16 protein-coding genes are annotated in these 19,226 nt (G+C 61.1%); 3 read left to right on the top strand and 13 right to left on the bottom strand.

Annotated features, from left to right (window positions below; genetic code table 11):
- Positions 1-36 precede the first annotated feature (36 nt).
- Together ACA052_RS06835 and ACA052_RS06830 are read right to left on the bottom strand one after the other, a co-directional pair.
- Positions 37-1,686 (bottom strand): phosphoethanolamine transferase, encoded by a 1,650-nt coding sequence (locus ACA052_RS06835; protein WP_497648969.1) that lies wholly within the window; start codon positions 1,684-1,686, stop codon positions 37-39.
- 168 nt (positions 1,687-1,854) lie between these two features.
- Complete coding sequence (locus tag ACA052_RS06830) at positions 1,855-3,237, bottom strand: glutamine synthetase family protein (RefSeq protein WP_497648968.1); 1,383 nt, start codon at positions 3,235-3,237, stop codon at positions 1,855-1,857.
- A 552-nt stretch (positions 3,238-3,789) separates the two neighbouring features.
- Here ACA052_RS06830 and ACA052_RS06825 point away from each other — a divergent pair.
- Positions 3,790-4,974, top strand: a complete 1,185-nt coding sequence (locus ACA052_RS06825) for a cyanate transporter (protein ID WP_497648967.1) — start codon at positions 3,790-3,792, stop codon at positions 4,972-4,974.
- A gap of 96 nt (positions 4,975-5,070) precedes the next feature.
- The gene (locus tag ACA052_RS06820) at positions 5,071-6,006 is read left to right on the top strand and encodes a LysR family transcriptional regulator (protein ID WP_497648966.1); all 936 of its coding nucleotides are present in this window, start codon (positions 5,071-5,073) and stop codon (positions 6,004-6,006) included.
- 3 nt (positions 6,007-6,009) lie between these two features.
- On the opposite strand, the gene ACA052_RS06815 is transcribed toward ACA052_RS06820, so the two are convergent.
- Both ACA052_RS06815 and ACA052_RS06810 read right to left on the bottom strand, forming a co-directional pair.
- Positions 6,010-6,375, bottom strand: coding sequence for a 5-carboxymethyl-2-hydroxymuconate Delta-isomerase (locus tag ACA052_RS06815; protein ID WP_497648965.1), 366 nt, complete (start codon positions 6,373-6,375; stop codon positions 6,010-6,012).
- A 57-nt stretch (positions 6,376-6,432) separates the two neighbouring features.
- Positions 6,433-7,359 (bottom strand): LysR substrate-binding domain-containing protein, encoded by a 927-nt coding sequence (locus ACA052_RS06810; RefSeq protein ID WP_497648964.1) that lies wholly within the window; start codon positions 7,357-7,359, stop codon positions 6,433-6,435.
- A 185-nt stretch (positions 7,360-7,544) separates the two neighbouring features.
- Between ACA052_RS06810 and ACA052_RS06805 the strand changes: the two genes are divergently transcribed.
- A complete protein-coding gene (locus ACA052_RS06805) occupies positions 7,545-7,736 on the top strand; it encodes a YegP family protein (RefSeq protein WP_497648963.1) in 192 nt (63 codons plus the stop codon).
- A gap of 74 nt (positions 7,737-7,810) precedes the next feature.
- Here the strand turns inward: ACA052_RS06805 and ACA052_RS06800 are convergent, their stop codons facing one another.
- The 9 genes from ACA052_RS06800 to ACA052_RS06760 form a co-directional block, all read right to left on the bottom strand.
- Positions 7,811-8,515, bottom strand: coding sequence for an NAD(P)H-dependent oxidoreductase (locus ACA052_RS06800; RefSeq protein WP_497648962.1), 705 nt, complete (start codon positions 8,513-8,515; stop codon positions 7,811-7,813).
- 9 nt (positions 8,516-8,524) lie between these two features.
- Positions 8,525-10,180 carry an ABC transporter ATP-binding protein gene (locus ACA052_RS06795; protein ID WP_497648961.1) on the bottom strand — a complete coding sequence of 552 codons (1,656 nt, stop codon included), beginning with the start codon at positions 10,178-10,180 and terminating at the stop codon, positions 8,525-8,527.
- A 2-nt stretch (positions 10,181-10,182) separates the two neighbouring features.
- Positions 10,183-11,010: an ABC transporter permease gene (locus ACA052_RS06790; protein ID WP_497648960.1), complete on the bottom strand. Its 828-nt coding sequence runs from the start codon at positions 11,008-11,010 to the stop codon at positions 10,183-10,185.
- 3 nt (positions 11,011-11,013) lie between these two features.
- Positions 11,014-11,973, bottom strand: a complete 960-nt coding sequence (locus ACA052_RS06785) for an ABC transporter permease (protein ID WP_497648959.1) — start codon at positions 11,971-11,973, stop codon at positions 11,014-11,016.
- 207 nt (positions 11,974-12,180) lie between these two features.
- Positions 12,181-13,782: an ABC transporter substrate-binding protein gene (locus ACA052_RS06780; RefSeq protein ID WP_497648958.1), complete on the bottom strand. Its 1,602-nt coding sequence runs from the start codon at positions 13,780-13,782 to the stop codon at positions 12,181-12,183.
- Between the two features lie 44 nt (positions 13,783-13,826).
- Positions 13,827-14,978, bottom strand: a complete 1,152-nt coding sequence (locus ACA052_RS06775; RefSeq protein WP_497648957.1) for an MFS transporter — start codon at positions 14,976-14,978, stop codon at positions 13,827-13,829.
- Positions 14,979-14,985: 7 nt separating this feature from the next.
- Positions 14,986-16,401: an aldehyde dehydrogenase family protein gene (locus ACA052_RS06770; protein WP_497648956.1), complete on the bottom strand. Its 1,416-nt coding sequence runs from the start codon at positions 16,399-16,401 to the stop codon at positions 14,986-14,988.
- Positions 16,394-17,584, bottom strand: a complete 1,191-nt coding sequence (locus ACA052_RS06765; RefSeq protein WP_497648955.1) for a pyridoxal phosphate-dependent aminotransferase — start codon at positions 17,582-17,584, stop codon at positions 16,394-16,396. Before ACA052_RS06765 ends, ACA052_RS06770 begins: the two co-directional genes overlap by 8 nt.
- A 28-nt stretch (positions 17,585-17,612) precedes the next feature.
- On the bottom strand, positions 17,613-19,220 hold the full coding sequence (locus ACA052_RS06760) for a 5-guanidino-2-oxopentanoate decarboxylase (protein ID WP_497648954.1): 1,608 nt from the start codon (positions 19,218-19,220) through the stop codon (positions 17,613-17,615).
- Positions 19,221-19,226 lie beyond the last annotated feature (6 nt).

Below are 19,226 nucleotides of genomic sequence, written 5' to 3'. Positions count from 1 at the left end.
GTTAGCGGCCGGAGTATGAAAAACAGGTCGAAGCATTCACTCTTTGGCCAACACGCCGTCGATCACGGCACCACGGCATCCGGCAAACATATCCAGATCCTGGTTGTAGACCTTGCTGTTGACCTCCAGCAAGCCGAGCATCGAGTGGAACAGGTTGTCCTGGCTCAAGGGTTTGTCACGACTCAGTTGCAGGCAATGGGTGTCGACCGAGAACGACTTTTGATAACTGTCGGAGAACCAGGCCAGCATCGCGACACGTTTCTGTTGTTCCGGCGCCAGCATGTAAGGCGTGCCGTGGAGGAACAAGTTGTACTCGCCCAGGGATTCGCCGTGGTCCGACAGATAGAGCATCGCGGTATCGACCTTGTCCTGATTGTTGCGTAACAGATCGATCAGGGTCGACAGCACATGGTCGGTATAGACCAAGGTGTTGTCGTACCCGTTAACAATGCTGTCGCGGCTGCAATTGTTCAGCGCGTTACTTTCACACACCGGGGTAAAGCGCTCGTACTCTTTCGGATAACGCTTGAAGTATTCCGGACCGTGACTGCCCATTTGGTGCAACACCAACACCGTGTCTTTATCCAGGGTATCGATGAAGTGCTGCAAACCTTGCAGCAGGATTTCGTCGCGGCACTCGCTGTTGGCGCACAGCACCGGGTCTTTCAGGTTACTGACGTCGTCGAGGGTGACACGGTCGCACGTGCCTTTGCAGCCTGACTGATTGTCACGCCAGATCACGTCGAGGCCGGCGCGCTTGAGCACATCCAGCAGGCCTTCTTCATTCTTCGCCTTGCCGGCGTTGTAATCCTTGCGGCCCATATTGGAGAACATGCACGGCACGGAAACGGCGGTTTCCGTGCCGCAGGAATGCACATCCGTGAAAGCGATCAGGCCGGCTTCCTTATCCAGTTTCGGCGTGGTGTCGCGGTTGTAACCGAGGATGCCGAAGTTTTCGGCCCGGGCACTTTCACCCACCACCAGGACCGTCAGGGATTTGCGGCCATGGTTCTGCCAGGTCGGGTTGCGCTCGGCGTCTTCGCCGATTTTGACAAAGGGTTGGTGCGACGACACAACTTGCTCACGCAGGTAGCCAAACGAGGCACCGATGTAGTTGCTTGGCACTACCATCAGGCGCAATTCATGGTGATTGCGAAACAATGAAGACAGGCCCTGATAGTTGATCAGCGCGACCCCGCCGATAACGGCAACAGAAGCAACACTGACCAACACCTTACTTAATAACTCACGGTGCCAGCGGCGATAATCAACGGGTGTTTTCCATACTATCCACGATGGCAGAACACCGAGCAGCAGAATATAAACAAACAACTTAACCGAGAGTAAGTCACGCACTTCCGTTGCGTTGGTTTGCGCAAAGTTGCGCAACATACCGGTGTCAATCAGTGCGCCATATTGCCCCATGAAGTACGCCACCCCGGCGCTGATCATGAAGATCAGCGTCAAGACCGGCTTCATCACCCGTCGGAAGGCGAGCAAAGTCAGCACAATGTTGAAAGCCGCCAGGATCATCACCCCGAATGCCACACGCATGACGATGCCTTTACCGTCGGACGCGGTGATTTCAAACAGGTGTTGCCAGAGAACTAAATTGAAACCCGCCAATAAAAAGGCGCTGGCAATCAGTGTCACCCATTCGGGGCGCACGGCTTTAATCTTCAACATGATGATCGGCTGTTCCTGAAAAGAAGTGCCTGCGGCCAATGTGAAAAATTCATTGACCGAGACAGCAGTAATTTTAGGTAGCAAACCATCAATTTTTTGTGAAAAAGAAGCCAACGATTAGTTGGCTCCTGTCACTAAAGCAAAACTTTTAATTTATTTGAGAATGGTTCAGGCCTGGTTCAGGTACCACCGCCAGTCCTGCTCACCCACTTCGCCCATGAACTGCCGGTATTCGGCGCGTTTAACCGCCAGGTAAACGCCGAGGAATTCACCGCCGAACGCGTCCCGGGCCCAACTCGAACTTTCCAGCGCCCGCAATGTGGTCAGCCAGTCCGTCGGCAACAAGTGCGTCGCCTGTGCATAACCATTGCCTTCCACCGGAGCGCCCGGGTCGAGTTGCTCACGAATACCGCGATGGATACCGGCCAGGATCGCTGCGGCGGCCAGGTACGGGTTGGCATCGGCACCACAGATGCGATGTTCGATATGCCGGGAAAACGCCGGCCCGCCCGGCACGCGCAAACTCACGGTGCGGTTGTCCACACCCCATGTAGCCGCCAGTGGCGCGTAGCTGTTGGTCTGGAAGCGACGATAGGAGTTGGCATTCGGACAGAACAACAGCAACGAATCAAGCAACGTGGCGAGCATGCCGCCCACCGCGTGCCTGAGCAGTGGCGTGCCGTCCGCGGCTTCGCTGGCGAACAGATTATTACCATCCTTGTCCGCAATGCTGACGTGCATGTGCATGCCAGTGCCGGCCAGGTCATCGAACGGTTTGGCCATGAAGCAGGCGGCCATTGCGTGTTTATGGGCAACACCCTTGACCAGTCGTTTGTAACGTACCGCTTCGTCCATCGCCTGCAACGCATCGGTACGGTGCTCGAGGGTAATTTCCACTTGCCCCGGTGCATATTCGGAAATCGCTGTCCGCGCAGGAATGCCCTGGAGCTTGCAGGCGCTGTACAGATCGGCCAGGAAGGGCTCGATCTGCTCCAGTTCACGCAAGCCATAGACTTGAGTGCCGCGCGGCCGGCCGCCATCGACATCGCGCGCCGGTTGCGGCCGGCCGTTGCTGTCTCGCTGTTGATCGAGCAGATAGAACTCCAGTTCAGCCGCCATCACCGGGTAATAACCATCGGCCTGCAAGCCTTCGATAACCTTTGCCAACAGATGTCGAGGATCGGCGATGGTCGCCGGCATGCCTTCCTGCGGATGCATGCTGACCTGCACCGCCGCTGTCGGAATCAAGCGCCACGGCATTCTGGTCAAACTGCCACTGACCGGATAAGCCCGGCAATCGATGTCGCCGACGTCCCAGACCAGACCGGAGTTTTCCACGTCATCGCCGTTGATGGTCAAGCCGAGAATAGTGCTCGGCAACGGACGTCCGCTTTCGTACACCGCCAGCAGTTCATCGCGGTGCAGCAACTTGCCCCGAGGCACACCGTTGTTGTCGAGGATGAACAGCTCGAACATTTCGATATCCGGATTCTGTTCGAGAAAGGTCTGGGCTTCTTGCTTCGTGGCGAACGAGGGCGTGGCACTGCTCATGGGAATTCTCTTGTTTGCACGTCAGGCGAACGCACAGGCGTCGCCGGTATGATCCAGCGCACAGCGCGGGACCCGTAGGAACAATCAACGGGCAATGCAGGAATCTGGTGGCCGCGCGTGACGACAGTGCCACAGCGCCCAGAAGGCTAATTCGGAAGGAAGTGCGACGGGAGAACCGTCCATAGAGAAAACCGCAGAGAACAGATGCGCAGCAGCGTCACACGGGCGGTTAAGTCGTTAAATCGGGATTTGAAGAACTTTGGGTGTGGGTTGGCTAAACAATTGATAGCGCACCACAACCTTTGTAGCAGCTGCCGAGGCTGCGAGGCTGCGTTCGGCTGCGAAGCAGTCGTGATTTCAGGCTGTTCGATATCCAAGACGCTCGCGTAGTCAGAATTTACGACTGCTTCGCAGCCGAACGCAGCCTCGCAGGCTCGGCAGCTGCTACATCGGATATTTATTTAATAGTTAAATACCACTGCAGACTTTCTGATTTGCCGGCTCCCCGCCTCGCGCGCCTAATCGGCTGCTGATTGACTCAAGGTCCGATTGATGGAAAACGTTCGCGCAACTTCCCGTCCTGCCCTGTGGCTGATGCTCAGCATTATGCTGATTGCGCTGAACCTGCGGCCTTCCATGGCCGCGGTCGGGCCTTTGTTGTCGACCATTCGCGGGGACATCCCGTTGAGTTTCAGCCTTGCCTCGCTGCTGACCATGCTGCCGGTGATGGCGATGGGGCTGGCGATGTTCTTCGGCGTCAACGTCAGCCGCAGGTTGGGCGAACAGCGCACCGTGGTGCTGTCGCTGCTGATTATTGGCGTGGCCACCGCGTCGCGGCTGTTCCTCGATTCCGCCGCCGAACTGATCCTCAGCGCCGTACTGGCGGGTGTCGGCATCGCGCTGATCCAGGCGTTGATACCGGCGCTGATCAAGTCGCGCTTCAGCGACAACGTTTCGCTGTACATGGGGCTTTACGTCACGTCGATCATGGGCGGCGCAGCCATCGCGGCCTCTTTTGCACCTGTGGTGATGAACCGCACCGGCAGTTGGCGCATGGGGCTGGCAATCTGGGCCGCGCTGGCGTTGGTGGCATTGCTGTTCTGGCTCACGCAACGGGCGACGATGCCGATGCTTGAGTCGACGGCTTCACGCAATACCTCCTTCTTCGGCAATACCCGCGCCTGGTTACTCGCGATCTTCTTCGGTCTGGGCACGGCGTCCTACACCTGCGTGCTGGCCTGGCTGGCGCCGTACTACGTCGAGAAAGGCTGGAGCGAACAAAACGCCGGACTGCTGCTGGGTTTCCTGACGGCCATGGAAGTGGTGTCCGGCCTGCTGACACCAGCCATCGCCAACCGTAGCCGCGATCGACGCCTGGTACTGGTGGTGTTGCTGGCCCTGATCATGGGCGGATTCTGCGGGCTCATTCTCAACCCGCAACATTTAAGTCTGCTCTGGCCGTGCCTGCTGGGACTTGGCATCGGCGGCTTGTTCCCAATGAGCCTGATCGTGTCGCTGGACCATCTGGACAACCCGCAGCGCGCCGGTGGCCTGACCGCGTTCGTGCAAGGCATCGGCTATTTGATTGCCGGGCTATCGCCGCTGATGGCCGGGTTGATCCGCGACCAGCTCGGCAGCTTCGAATGGGCGTGGTGGGCGCTGACCGGCGTCATGGCGCTGATGATCCTGATGGTGCTGCGCTTCAATCCGCGGCATTACGCACAACACATTCACTGACTGCCTACAAAACATTCTCCTGCCTCCCTCGTTCCGTTACGATCATGCGCACACGTTGCGCACCGTCAGCGCAAGGAACATGGCGGGACAGAATGGATGCTGAACAGCAACTCGCTAAGAAAACTCGACATGCAGGACCTCATGGTGTTTGTCGCGGTGTACGAGCAAAGCAGCGTGACCGCGGTGTCCGAGACGCTCTGCGTCAGCCAGTCCACCGTGAGTTACTGCCTGAAAAAGCTGCGCGGCGCTTTTGACGACGAACTGTTGCTCAACACCCGCTCGGGGATGCGCCCGACGTACAAAGCCAGCACCATGTACCCACTCGTGCTGAAGATCCTCGAAAACATCAACCTGTGCCATGCCGGCGCGCAGGTGTTCGATCCGACGTTGCAACCAGCCACCTTCAACCTCTGCGCGCCGGAATACTTCGAGCAGTTGATTCTGCCGCGCCTGTTAAAGCGTTTCGATGTCGCCGACCTGCCGGTAATGGTCAACATGCACAAATTCGAAACCGATATCCCTGCCGAGCCATTACGCGAGGGCAACCTCGACCTGGTGATGTGTTTCGGACCGAACTTTCATCGCAGCCACGGCGATTTCAAATCACGCACGCTGATGGAAGACGATTTGGTGTGTGTCTTTGATAAACAGGCCGCACCGCTGGAGGCACGCCTAAGCCTGCAAGAGTTTATCGAGCGTCGGCATGTGTTCCCGACGCCGTGGACGTCCACCACCAACATGGTCGACGGCTGGCTGGCGCAACAGGCGCAAAAAAGGCAGATCGTCGCGCGCGCCAATAGCTACAGCGCTGCACTGAAGATGATCACCGGCACCGAGCTCATGGTGACCTTGCCCCGGCGCATCCAGCAATTGCTGGTCAGCGAGGCGACCTCCGGTTATTGCGAAGCCCCGGTCGGATTGCCGGGCTTCACTCTCGACATGCAGTGGAGTCAACGTGCCGATCAGGACAGCGCCAACACTTGGCTGCGCGAGCAAATCATCCAGGTCTGCGCTGAGCTGGAATCGGCCTGATACTCAGTGGTTGATAGCCACCTTGGTGTAGGACTCGCGATCGATGTCGAGGATTTCCACGGCCAGCTGAACCTCGACGCCCGTCGGCCATACACACAGATCCTGCACCACCGCCAGCAGGCTTTCGGACAACTGCTTCTTGATCTGCGGCGAGCGACCGCTCAACAGCGCCAGTTTCACATGGACAAAGGCCCGCTCCGCCAGCGCAGTGCCGACCTTGAACGTCTCGACCTTGACTGCGCGGCTCTTGATGTCGAATTCGGCAGCAAACTGACCGGACGCCACCAACGTATTGTTAAGCCGGATCAACGCCACGTCGGCGTTCAGTTCCGGCAGGTTGTTGGTGTATTCCATGTGCAGGTGGGGCATGAGGGGGCTCCTGGAAGTGGGCGATAAGGCCGTACATATAACACAGACCGGTTGTGTTCACGGGGACGGTGGTGTCACAAAACGTTCACTCATGAACGCCTCAAGGCGCGATCGCAACCAGCGTTCGGCGGGATCGGTATCGACATGGCTGAGCCAGACCATGGACAAGTCCAGGGTCGGCGTCTTGAACGGAAACGGCTCCTTGAACAGCAGACCGGAGGCCGCCATCGCCTCAGCCGTGTAGTCCGGCAGGCTGGCGATCAGATCAGTCCCGGCCAACAGGGCCGGCAACGCGCTGTATTGCGGCACGGACAGCACGACCTGGCGGGTACGACCGATCTCGGCCAGCCATTCATCGGCGTAACCACTGACGTTGGCGGTGTGGGACACCAGCACATGGGGGCGTGAGCAATATTCGTCGAGGGTCAGCGGTGAGTCGGAGGCATCCGCACGCAAAATGCTTGGCTGGATGTGTCGCAACAATTTGCGCTTGGCGTTGGCGGGCAGGCCCCGAGTCTGGCTGATACCGACCGTGATATCACCCGACGCCAGCAGGTCGGGAATTCGCCAGTAATCGACATGCTGCACCACGAACACCACCTTCGGTGCTTCCTGGCGCAAGGCGCGCAGCAAAGGTGGCAACAACCCGAACTCGACATCGTCCGACAGCCCGATGCGGAACGACATGGTGCTGCTGGCGGGGTCAAAGTCATGGGTCAGGCTCAGCGCCACGGACAAGGAATCCAGCGCCGGCGACAAGTGCCGAATGATTTCTTCCGCCCGCGCCGTCGGCTCCATGCGATGGCCGACGCGAATGAACAGTGGATCGTTGAACATCGTGCGCAAGCGGTTGAGCGCCGAGCTGATGGTCGGCTGACCGAGAAACAGTTTCTCCGCCACCCGCGTGACATTGCGTTCCAGCATCAACGTTTCGAACACCACCATCAGGTTGATGTCGGCCTTGCGCAGCTCATTGCGATTCATGCGTTTTCCCATCCCCCAAGACTCGCCTCAGTTTAGGAAGGCATGAGGGAGGCGTCTACTGCGCTGGCGCGCCTGTGTTCAAACTATTCGAAACAAATGCCCGATAGCCAAATAAACCCGCTCCGCTAGGCTGCATTCGACGCGCCACAAAGACGCGCATAGACCTATCGCAGGGAGCGAACAACATGTACTTCGAGATTTACAGGCAGTCCAAAGGCACCCCGAGCACTGGAAAGGGGCAATGGCGTTGGCGCTTGAGAGCGGGGAACCACGAGACCATCGCCAGTGGCGAATCGTATATAAACAAGGCGGATTGCCTGCACGCCATCGGGCTGATCAAAGGGGTGGAAGGTGAAACGCCGGTGAAGGAAATCTAGACCCGGGAAAATCAAAAGATCGCAGCCTGCGGCAGCTCCTACAGGAATCGGTGCTGCGATCTCTTGATTTATATTCAGACCGGCAACGGATACAACGCCTCATCGAACTGCGACAAACGCGGAAACACCATCGGCGGGTCATCACTGAGGTGTTCCAGGCGCTGCTGATAACTGCGCAGGAATTCCTTGCGAGCGTCGTCGCTGATGTACGGCACATGCCAGGCCACGAACGGTTCCAGCACGTCGAAACCGACATAGGCCAGCGTGCCACGCAGGATCGGCCGCAGCATGTCTTCCAGCGGACCGTGGATCGCGCCGTCACCGAACATGTGCTCACGCCCGCCCAGGGTCACCGACACCAACGCCTTTTTGCCGCTCAACCCGCCCTGGTCGTAGAAGCGCTTGCCGCCGTAGCAGATCCCGGACACCAGCACCCGATCAATCCAGCCCTTGAGGATCGCCGGGGTCGAGAACCAGAAAATCGGGAAGTTGAGGATCAGCAGGTCGGCCCACAGCAGTTTGTCGAGTTCCTGCTGGATGTCCGGCGCCAGCGACTGGCTCTTCACACCCAGACGTTGCTCCAGGGCGTAGACCAGATACTCCGGGTTTTCCCGTGAAGAAAAATCATCGGCACTGGCCACCGGGTTCCAGTTCATCGCGTAGAGGTCGCTGACTTGAACCTCGTGCCCTTGCGCCTCGAGGGTGGTAATAGCCTGGTCACGCAAGGCAGCAGTAAAGGATTGCGGCTCCGGATGAGCGTGGACGATCAGTACTTTCATGGTAATTCCTTAGACGCTTTCAAACTGTGTAGTGGAAGGGGACAACGCACGCGCGGCCAACAGCCGGTCGAGCCAGTCGGGGTCCATTTGCGGTTCGGATGAGAACAGCAGTCCGGTGTAATCCTGATGCGGTGGGGTGAAAATAGCGCTGCGCGAGCCGTGGTCAACCACCCTGCCCCGCTGCATCACCAGCACCTCATCGGCGATCGCTCGGACCGTGGCGACATCGTGAGTGATGAACAGGTAGGCCACGCCCAGTTGCTGCTGAATCCGGTTGAGCAGTTTCAGCACGCCTTCGGCCACCAATTGATCGAGCGCCGAGGTCACTTCGTCGCAGACGATCAACTGCGGATCGGCCGCCAATGCACGGGCAATGCACACTCGTTGCTTCTGGCCACCGGACAGCTCACGGGGCTGGCGCTCCATGAAGGTCGCCGGATCGAGCTCGATCATTTCCAGCAGTTCAGCCACCCGCGCACGCATCGCCTTGCCCTTGAGCCCCAGGTAAAAGGTCAGCGGCCGGCCGATGATATCGACAATGCGCTGACGCGGATTCAGTGCCGTGTCGGGGATCTGATAGATCATCTGGATGCGCCGCAACTGTTCCTTGCTGCGCTGGCGAAAGTTGGCCGGCAACGCCTCGCCGTCATACAGCACCTGGCCCGAGGTGGGTGGCAGCAACCCGGTAATCAAGCGCGCGGTCGAACTCTTGCCGCTGCCGGATTCGCCGATGACCGCCAGCGTCTGGCCGCGATACAAGCTCAACGAGACATCGTGCAGCACCGGTTGATGGCCGTAGCTGGCGCAACTCTGGCGCAGCTCCAGCAGCGGCTTTTCCTGTTGCGGGCAAGGTTTTGGCTCGGTGCGAAAACTGCGGACCGCCCACAGTGACTTGGTGTAATCCTCTTGCGGATCGCCGAGCATTTTGCGGGTCTCGGCTTCCTCCACCAATTTACCGTGGCGCAAGACCATGATCCGGTCGGCCATTTGCGCGACCACCGCCAGGTCATGGCTGATGTAGATCGCCGCACTGCCGTAAGTCGCCACCGCATCACGGATGGCCGCCAGCACTTCAATCTGCGTGGTGACGTCGAGGGCGGTGGTCGGTTCGTCGAAGATGATCAAGTCCGGGTGGCAGGCCATGGCCATGGCGGTCATGACCCGCTGCAATTGCCCACCGGACACCTGATGCGGATAGCGCTGGCCGATCTGTTCCGGATTCGGCAGGCGCAACACCCGATACAATTCCACCGCTTCCGCCATCGCCTGGGCCCGGCTCATGCCACCGTTTTTCACCGCCGTTTCCACGTGCTGGTCGATCAGCCGATGGGCCGGGTTGAACGACGCCGCAGCGCTTTGGGCGACGTAGGCGATGCGCAGGCCACGCAGTTTGCGCAGGGCTTCGGGTTTGGCGCGCAGCAGGTCGATGCCGTCGAACTGCACCGAGCCGCCGGTGATCCGGCAGCCGTCGCGGGTATAGCCCATGGCGGCCAGGCCGAGGGTCGATTTGCCAGCGCCCGACTCGCCGATCAGCCCCAACACTTCGCCACGTTGCAGGGTCAGGTCGATGCCTTTGATCAGTGGATGCCAGGCATCTTCGTAATGGCCTTCGATGTGCAGGCCACGGATTTCCAGCAGCGGTTTTTCGTCGTAGATGGCGTTCATGTTCAGCACTCCTTGAGGCCGCTGGATTTGTGCAGCATCCAGTCGACGACGAAGTTGACGCTGACCGTGATCAACGCCACGGCCAGGGCGGGCAGCAACGGGCTGATGTCGCCGAAGGTGATCAGCACCGCGTTGTCGCGGACCATGCTGCCCCAGTCGGCGGTGGGCGGTTGAATGCCCAGGCCGAGGAACGACAGCGCGCTGATGAACAGAAACACGAAGCAGAAACGCAAACCGAACTCGGCAATCAGCGGTGCGGCGGCGTTGGGCAGCACTTCACGGGTCACCAGCCACCACAGGCCTTCACCGCGCAAGCGTGCGGCTTCGACGAAGTCCTGCACCACCACGTTCATCGCCACCGCCCGCGACAGGCGAAACACTCGAGTCGCATCCAGCAGCGCGATCACCAGCACCAGCGACGTCGCCGTGGTGCCAACCACGCTGAGAATCAGCAAGGCAAAGATCAGCTGCGGAATCGCCATCAAGATGTCCACTACCCGCGACAATCCCTGATCGACCGCACCGCCCTTGATCGCTGCGACCAACCCGCTCAAGCCGCCGACCAGGAACGCCAGGACCGTGGTCAGAAAGGCAATCCCCAAGGTGTTGCGCGCGCCGTAGACCAGGCGACTGAACATGTCGCGACCGAGGTTATCGGTGCCCAGCAGAAACTCACCGCTCCACGGCGCGAAGCCGTCGCCCACCACTTGGGTTTCGCCATACGGCGCCAGCACCGGGGCGAACAGCGCCACCAGGATGTACAGGATGATCACCAGTATTCCGAACTTGGCACTCAAGGGCGCCCGTAATAATTGTTTGAGCAGGCTCATGTTCTACCCCTTCGGATGCATCAGGCGTGGGTTGCTGGCGATGGACAGCACATCCGCCGTGGTGTTGAGCGAGATGTAGGTCGCCGCGAAAATCAGGCTGCAGGCCTGCACCACCGGAATGTCCCGCTTGGCCACCGAATCCACCAGCAATTGGCCGAGGCCCGGATAGACAAACACCACCTCGACCACCACCACGCCGACCACCAGGTAAGCGAGGTTCAGCGCCACCACGTTGACGATCGGCGCCAATGCATTGGGCAAGGCGTGGCGGAAGATGATGCGCGACTGGCTGATGCCTTTGAGCCGGGCCATTTCGATGTACGGGCTGGCCAACAAGTTGATCAAGGAAGCCCGAGTCATGCGCATCATCTGCGCGATGACCACCAGGCTCAGGGTCGCGACCGGCAGCACCGAGCGCTCAAGAATGGTGCCCAACGAAGCGTCCGGCGCGAGGTTGGAAATGCTCGGGAACCAGTTGAGCTTCACCGCGAACACCAGAATCAGAATGTAGGCAACGAAGAACTCGGGAAACGACACGGCGCTCAGGGCTGTGGTGTTGAGCAACCGGTCGAACCAGCTGTTGCGATAAAGCGCCGCGAGCATCCCCAGCAACAAGGCGAGCGGCACCGAAACCAGTGCTGCCAGCGCCGCCAGGCTGAAGGTGTTGCCCAGGCGCGAGGCGACGAGGTCGGCGATGGGCCGCTGGTTGGCCAGCGAGACGCCGAGATCACCTTGCAGCAAGTGCCAGATCCAGTGTCCGAAACGGGTCAGCGGCGGCAGGTCCAGACCCAGTTGAGCACGAAATGCCGCCACGGTTTCCGGGGTGGCGGACTGGCCGAGCATGGCTTGGGCGATGTCGCCCGGGAGCATGCCGACCGCGAGGAAGATGATCACTGACACTGCGAACAGTGATAACAGGCCCAATGCCAAACGCTGCGCCAACAGCTTGAAAATACTATTCACTGCACAATTCCTTGTTCTATCAAACAGGGATTTACGCCGTTACGCGACCTGTAGCAGCTGGCGAAGCCTGCGTCCGGCTGCGAAGCAGTCGTAAACCCTGCGTGCTCGATTTACCTGAAACACCGCATGCTCTGATCTCGCGACTGCTGCGCAGCCGGACGCAGGCTTCGCCAGCTGCTACAAAATCATCATCAGCCGCGAAATCGATCAGGCCTGCCACCAGCGCTCGATGACGCGCAGTCCATCCAGTTCGCCGTAAGGCGCGGTTTGCCCGCCGTGCGCGACCCGGTTCGAACGCGCCGCCACCGAACTCGCAAACAGCGGCACGATCGCCCCGCCATCGTCCCGGCACAGCGACTGCATTTCGTTGTACATTTCGCGGCGCAACGGGTCGTTCATCTCGCCGCGGGCGGCGTTCAGCAGTTGGTTGAAACGCGGGTTGTCCCAGTGGGTTTCGTTCCACGCCGCGCCCTTGGCGTAACCGATGCTGAACATCCGGTCCGCAGTCAGGCTGCTGTACCAGAACGACGTCGTGAAGGGCTGCTTCATCCAGACATTGGAGAAGAAGCCATCGGCCGGCTCACGCACCACGTCGATCTCGATCCCGGCCTGACGCGCCTGCTCCTTGAACAGCACCGATGCATCCACCGCCCCGGCATACGCCGCATCGGAGGCTTGCAGCTTGACCTTGAGCGAATCGACACCGGCCTGGCGCAGGTAGAAACGCGCCTTGTCCGGGTCGTACGCGCGTTGCTCCAGCGCGGTGTTGATGAAGCGGCTGCCGGGCTGGATCGGGTGGTCGTTGCCGACCAGGCCGTAGCCGTGCAGCACCGAGGCCAGCAGCGTTTCGCGATTGATCGCGTGTTTCATTGCCAGGCGGATGTTGCTGTTCTGGAACTGCTGGCTGTCGCACAACATCGGGAAGGTGTAGTGCTGGGCACCTTTGGTTTCCTCGATCACCAGGTTCGGATTGCGCTTGAGCAAGGCCACGGTTTTCAGGTCGACCTTGTTGATGACATCGACCTGCCCGGTGACCAGCGCATTGATCCGCGCCGCGCCGTCGGAGATCGCAATCAGCTCGGCGCTGGCGAAATGCGCGCGGCCCGGTTTCCAGTAGTCAGGGCTGCGTTCCAGCGTCATGCGCACGCCCGGCTCGAAGTCCTTGAGGCGATAGCCACCGGTGCCGACACCGGCCTGCCAATCCGGTACGCCATCCTTGCTTGGCATGATCACCAAATGGTAATCGGCGACCACATAGGAGAAATCGGCGTTGCCCGAGTGCAGTTCAAAGACCACGCTGTCAGTGCCTTGGGCGCTGACCTTGGCGACATCGCCCAACACAGTCTTGGCGGCTGAAGTGGATTTCTCGCCGAGGTGATGCTGGATCGACGCGACCACGTCGTCGGCGGTCAAAGTCTTGCCGTTGTGGAAGGTCACGCCTTGACGCAGTTTGAAGGTCCAGATGCGCGCATCCGGTGTCGACGTCCAGCTCTCGGCCAGCTCCGGAATCGCGGAGCCGTCCACGGCAATTTCGGTCAGGGTGTTATAGACCGCCGAGAAGCCGACGAAGGTGAAAGTGTCGCTCCAGGAACCGGGGTCTTTTGAATCGGTGGTGCTGCCGCCCGCCAGGCCCAGGCGCAACACGCCGCCCGATTTTGGCGTCGCTTCCTGAGCGAAGGCGCCAAACGGCAAACCCATGGAGAATGCCCCGGCGACCGCCGCCGTAGCGGCGCTGTATTTTAGAAAGTCCCTACGGTGAACACTGAATTCGTGGTTCGCTTGAGTGATGTTGTTTTTGTTATCGCTCATTGCATTGCCCCTGATCAAAAGCGCAGAAAATGATGAATCGGCCCCTACGACGTGGCGTAGGGTTCAACCTGTGTTTCGCGTACCAGCCCGCCCAACAAAACCGCACACAAGGCGCAGAAGCCATACAGCGCCCGCGCCCCAAACATTTCCATCGCCGCCCCGGCAAACAACGGCCCGATACTGGAGCCCAGACCGAACGCGACCAACATCGTCGCCGCCAGCGTCACTCGCTCATGACTGTCCACCTGGTCATTGGCCAATCCGAGTGCCAGCGGATACAGCGAAAACTGCATCAGACCGATCACGAAACCGCACACCAACAACAGCGGCAGGCTGACCGGGGTCCACATCATCGGTACGCAACTGCATGCCAGAACCAGCGCGAACAGCCGAATCAATCGCGGGCGCGAGAAGCGGTCCGAGAGCATGCCCAAGGGAAACTGCGCCAGCAGGCCGGCCGCCAGGCAGGTCGCCATGAACACGCCGACCGCGCCGGCATCGAGCCCTTGCTGACTGGCATACACCGGCGCCAAGCCATGAAACGCACCGGACATCAGCCCGGTGAGGAGGATCGTCAACATCGCTTGGGGGATTCGCCGGATGAAACCCAGCGACTGCACGTTGATTCGCGGCGTGACCGAGTTTGGCGCCGGGCGCTGGGTGAAACTGATCGGCATCAGGCACAGGGCAAAACAGATCACCACCAGATCGAGCAACGCCCGACTGGCGCTGCCGTCCAGGGTCAACCCCAGCTGGCCGCCGATCAATCCGAGAAAGGACGCCGTCATGTACCAGGCCAGCACCCGGCCGCGCTGGCCTTTGGGAGCCTGCTCGTTGAGCCAGCTTTCGAGCACGATGTACATGGTCATCAACGCCAGCCCGACGACAAACCGCAGCACCAGCCACAGCGGCAACCAAGTGCTGAAGTCATGCCCCAGCGTCGCCGCAATCGCCAGCCCGCCACACAGCGCAAACGCCCGGACATGGCCCAGGCGCGCAACCAGCCAGTATCCGCTGAGGCCGCCGACCACCAGGCCGAGCGCGTTCACGGCCATCAGCGAGCCGATCACCAGCTCGCTGTTGCCCAGCGCGACCCTGCGCAACGCCACCCAGGAATTGAGCAAGCCGGCCGCCACCTCCAACAGCAAAGTGGCGAGGTATAACGCCATGAAGGCCTGCGGCCCGCGTGCGTTCATTCAGCGATCACACCTGGATCGCCTTCACTTCGACGAATTCGTTAAGCCCTTCTTCCCCCCATTCACGGCCATTGCCCGATTGTTTGTAGCCGCCGAACGGCGCCTGATAGTTGAACGCCGCGCCATTGAGAAAACACTGCCCCGCCCGCATCTGCCGCCCCAGTTGCAAGGCGCGCTCGGTGCTGCCGGCCCAGACACCGCTGGACAAGCCGAACGGCGAATCGTTGGCCATCTGGATCGCCTGCGCTTCATCGGTGTAAGGAATCAGGCACAGCACCGGGCCAAAGATTTCTTCCTGGGCGATGCGCATCCGGTTGTCGACATCGGCGAACAACGTCGGGCTGACGTAGAAGCCTCGCTCGAATTCGTGCGCCGTGTCATTGCCACACAACAGGCGCGCGCCTTCTTGCTGGCCGACCTGAATGTAGTCCCGCACGGTCCGCCGTTGCGCCGCCGAGCACATCGGTCCGAGGAAACTGTGCGGGTCCAGGGGATCGCCCATGCGCAGGCTTTGGGTTTCGGCGATGGCCAGTTCCACGGCCTCGGCGTAACGACTGGCGGGCAGCAACATGCGGGTCAACGCGGTGCAGGTCTGTCCGGAGTTGATCATCACGTCCTGCACGCCGTAGCGCACGGCGGCGGCCAGGTCCGCGTCTTCGGCAATCAGCAGCGGCGACTTGCCGCCCAGCTCCAGGCACACCCGCTTCACGGAAGGCGCTGCTGCTTGGGCCACGCGAACACCGGCGCCAGTGGAGCCGGTGAACGACACCATGTCCACGTCCGGGTGTTTGGCCAGCGCTTCGCCGACCTTCGAACCTGGCCCGCTGACCAGGTTGAACACCCCGGCCGGCAGGTCGATGGCCTCAATCATCCGCGCCAGCAAAAAGGCGTGCAGCGGGGTTTCCTGGCTCGGCTTGACCACCACGGTGCAGCCGGCAGCCAGCGCCGGTGCGAGCTTGCCGATCAGCTGATGCAGTGGGTAGTTCCACGGATTGATGAAGGCGCAAACGCCCACCGCCTCACGAATCACCAGCGAATTGCCGACTTCGCGCACTTCGTCCATCAGGCCGGCGAGTTCGACGTATTGCTCAAGCCCCTCGATCGGCCCGTCCACCTGAACCGAGCGGCACCATTGCACCGGCATTCCCAGCTCTGCGGTAATCACGGCGGCCATGTCATCGGCCCCCGCACGCAACTGCTCGGCGAGGGCGCGGATGAAGCCGGCGCGCACGCTCGAGGGTGTGCGCGACCAAGGACCGAAGGCCCGGCGTGCGGCGGCCACCGCGTTATCGACATCGCGCTCATCACCCAGCGGCACCGAACCGGCCACGGCTTCCGTGGCCGGATTGATCACTTCGGCGATGCCTTGCCCCGACGGGGTTTGCCAGCGGCCATCGATAAACAACGTCTTGTAGTTATGCATATTGGCGAGCCTCCATTAGTTCACTGGCACAGCGGGCGATGCGCTGGCAGGCGTCACGCAGCGGTGCCGCGCCCACCACCAACCCCAGGCGAATATGCCCGGCCGCACTCGGGCCGAACGCTTCACCGGCCAGCACCGACACGCCGTGACGGTCGAGCAGGCGGTTGGCAAACGCATGGGCGCTGAGCCCGGTTTCGCGGATATCGACCATGACGAACATCCCGCCATCGGGTTTCAAGGCGCGCACGCCGGGGCAATCGGCCAGGGTTTCGCAGACCAGATCGCGGCGTTGGCGGTAGGCCTCACGCATGGCTTCCAGCTCCGGCAACTGGCTTTCCAGTGCGACGACGGCGGCGTCCTGAATGAAATCCGGCGAGCCGTACAGCATGCACAGCGCGAGGTTTTCCAGGTGCGCCGACAAGGACTCCGGCGCCACCACCCAGCCGACACGCCAACCGGTCATGGCGTGGGATTTCGACAAGCTGTTGAGCGTCGCGGTGCGTTCGGCCATGCCTGGCAAACTGGCGGGGCTGACGTGTTCACCGTCAAACAGCAACTCGCTGTAGACCTCATCGGAAATCAGCCACAGGTCGTGGGCGATGCACAGTTCGGCCAGCGCCTCCCAGGTGCTTCGCGGCAGGCTCGCGCCCGACGGGTTGTGCGGACTGTTCAGCGCCAGCGCGCGAGTACGCGGGGTGATGCGGGCCGCGACGTCTTCGGGCAAGACCCGAAAGCCGTTTTCGGAACGCACCGGCACCGGAATCACCACCGCGCCACAGGCACCGAACACGGCTTCGTAAGTGACGTACATCGGTTCGGCGACCAACACTTCATCGCCGGGGTTGAGCACGCATTGGGCGACGCTGAACAATGCGCATTGCGCGCCGGCGAGCACGGTGACCTGATCGGCCGACACCTGCTGGCCACTGCGTTGCTGGTGGCGCCTGGCGATGCTTTCACGCAGGGTGCGCTTGCCGCGCACTTCGGCGTAGTGAGTATTGCCGGTGAGCAGGCTGTCGATGGCGGCCTGCACGATGGGCACCGGCGTGTCGAAATCCGGGTCGCCCACCGACAACAGCAGAATGTCTTCGCCCTGTTCTTGCAGCGCCAATGCGCGGTAGTGAATCCCCCAGGCGGCGGCGCCGTCACCGGCGATACGTTGAGTCAGATCGGAAAAGCGCATGGCGATATCCCTGCAAAAAAATTGAAAGTCAGTGCGCGCACGCGTGCTTGAGTTCGATCAGGGTCACACCGTTGCGCTTGAAACCATGGCGCAAATCGGTTTGCAGCTCGGCCAGGCTCTGCGGCTGAGTCACGGTGCAACCGAACGCCCGGCCAAGAGTGGCGAAGTCCGGATTGCGCGGCAGCACGCCGATCGGCTCGATATCCAGCCCGAGCATGTCGTCGCGAATCTGCCCCAGTGCGTCGTTGTTCCACAGCAACACCACCAACGGGCTGTCCAGCTCCTCGACGGCGGTGGCCAGTTCCTGCGCGGTGTAGAGGAAACCACCGTCGCCGACCAACACCAGGCCTGGTCGTTGCGGCGCACCGAACTTGGCGCCGATGCCCGCCGGCAAGCCATAACCCAGCGTGCCGTAGCCGGTCGGGTGCAACCAGCTGCGCGGTGCCAGGCTGTTGAAGGCGTAGTTGCCGGTGTAGGCCAGTTGGGTCATGTCGGTGCTGATGAAGGCGTTGTCCGGCAGTTCGGCGGCGATCCGTTCAAGAATCGCCTGATGGATCGATTGCAATGGGCCGTGGCCGGTTTTCACTGCGTCACGTAATGCGGCGACGGCGGCAATCGCGGCACTGGCATCGCGCTGGGCGGGCGACAGGCGCTGCAGCAGCGCGACGAGGGTTTGCCGGGCATCGCCGTGCAACGCCACTGCACAGGGGTAGAAGTCGTTGAACTTGCGCGGGTCGATGTCGACGCGCAGCACTTCGGCATTCAGTGGCAGACGCTCACGCCAGAAATCGGTGTCGGCCATTTCGGTGCCGACGGCCAGCACCACATCGGCCTCGGCGATCAGGTTCCAGCCATGTTCGACGCACAGGGTCGAGCCGGCATTCAACGGCGCGTCCGGGGCCAACAAGCCTTTGCCGGCAACACTGGTGAACAGCGGCGCGGCCAGTCGGGTGCTGAGCTCGTGCAATTGCTGCTGCGCATTCAATGCACCGCCACCGGCGATGATCATCGGCCGCTTGGCGCCGTGCAGCCTGGCCACGGCTTCATCCACTGCCGTCGTCGAGGCTGCGCCGCGTCCCGGACGGCGCACCACTTCATGGCTCCAGTCGCGGGCAACCTGGGCCGACAGCACGTCCAGTGGCACCGAAATATGCACCGGGCGCGGACGTTCGCTGTCGAAAACGGCGTAGGCACGGGCGATCAATTCCGGCAGGTCTTCGGCACTCAACGCGACTGCCGAGAACGCGGTGATCGGCGCGGTGATCGCACGCTGGTCCTGGGTTTCGTGCAGGCAACCCCAGCCTTTACCGAGACTGGCGGTGTGGTTGACGCTGGAAATCACCAGCATCGGAATCGAGTCGGCGTAGGCCTGGCCGATACCGGTTGCCGCGTTGGTCACGCCAGGGCCGGTGATGATGAAGCACACGCCCGGTTTGCCACTGACCCGCGCATAGCCGTCGGCCATGAAACTGGCGCCTTGCTCGTGGCGAGTCAGGACGTGGCGAATGCCGCTGCCGGGCAGGCCGCGATACAGTTCCAGGGTATGAACCCCGGGAATACCGAACACGGTGTCGACGCCGTAGTTGGCCAACAATCGCACCAGGGCCTGGCCGCCGGTCAATGTCTTGGTTTGCATGTTCAT

The organism is Pseudomonas sp. LBUM1644 (assembly GCF_059716195.1).
This window is presented reverse-complemented; position numbering and strand designations above follow the sequence as displayed.